Raw genomic sequence first — 1,192 nt, 5'->3', positions numbered from 1 at the left:
TCGGCGATCTCCCACAAGCCGTCCGGAACAATCCAACTCCACGTACCCCGCCCCATAGACGGCCCAACGAGCGATCACCACATAGGACACGGTCTTAGGCGCTGTTTCTCGGATCCCCTGACGTGACAGGGGATCCGAGAAACAGCGCCTAGGTGAACGGGTAGTTCGGCCGGAGGAGCGCACGATGGGGTTGCGTCCAGTCTGACCTCATGCGGCTGCTGGAGTCACTACGTTACGGCTGACGGAGTTGAGACGATCAGGGTGTTGTACGAGCGCATCCTGCAGAAACTCATCCGGGACGAGGCAACCGAGGTCATCGGTGCCGCACCGGGCGAGCACTCCGAAAAGTACACGACGTGGCGCAATGGCAACCGGGAGCGGCTGCTGACCACCCAGGCCGGCGATCTGGAGCAGGAAGATCCAGAAGGTGCGGGGTCGTTCTTCTCGTTGATGCTGGAGCGGCGCCGGCGGATCGATCGGGCCTTGTTCGCCGTGGTGATGGAGGCGTACGTGCACGGGGTGTCCACCCGCAGCGTGGATGATCTGGTCAAAGCACTCGGTGCGGACAGCGGGGTTTAGTACTCCAGCAGGATTTCGCTGTCTGACCTGCGGGTTTCGTCGGGCGGCTGGAGTGTAGCGGGCCGCGGAGTGGTCAGGGGTGGCCTTCGGCAGGCCGCCCCTCGATCGTGCGACAACGCCGCAGATAGTGACAACGGCGGGCGACCGCTTGGCGTCGTCGGCGCCAGTTCGACCAGCTCAGGGCGTGGTGTCGTCCTCGATGTCCGCTCAGGTGCGGGGGTCGGGGACGACAAGCTGCCAGGAGTCGCCGAACCTCCGCCACTGTGAACTCGATTGCCTCGGCTGTCCCACCGGCGCCGCCCCCTTTTCCCGGACTTGGTGCGCCGTAGCGGCCAGGAAGGCGTGCGCGAGCATGGCCAGAGTGATGTGCCGGTACCAACCCACGTAGCGGCGGACTTCGTACTGGTCCAGGCCGCATTCGTTCTTCGCGGCCTGGAAGCATTCCTCGATCGCCCAGCGCGTCCCGGCGACTCGCACCAGCTCCTGAACGGTGGCCTCCAAAGGGGCGTAAGCGAGGTCCTGCGTTCCGCGCAATTCAGGGGTTCTGGAGTCCCTTGCGAGGTGAAGGTGCAGGTCAGCGGGCTGGAGTCTGGTGACACGGCCGGATTCGCCT

At 64.9% G+C, this 1,192-nt stretch carries 2 pseudogenes; one reads left to right on the top strand and one right to left on the bottom strand.

Going from position 1 to position 1,192, the window contains the following annotated elements:
* Positions 1-209 precede the first annotated feature (209 nt).
* Positions 210-576: pseudogene (locus tag ACWC2T_RS46090) on the top strand (transposase); the annotation flags it as partial.
* 210 nt (positions 577-786) lie between these two features.
* Here ACWC2T_RS46090 and ACWC2T_RS46085 read toward each other — a convergent pair.
* Positions 787-1,192: pseudogene (locus ACWC2T_RS46085) on the bottom strand (IS701 family transposase); the annotation flags it as partial.

Source organism: Streptomyces sp. NPDC001393, assembly GCF_053597455.1.
The sequence above is the reverse complement of the archived record's forward strand: the minus strand, read 5'-3'. Positions and strand labels throughout refer to the sequence as shown.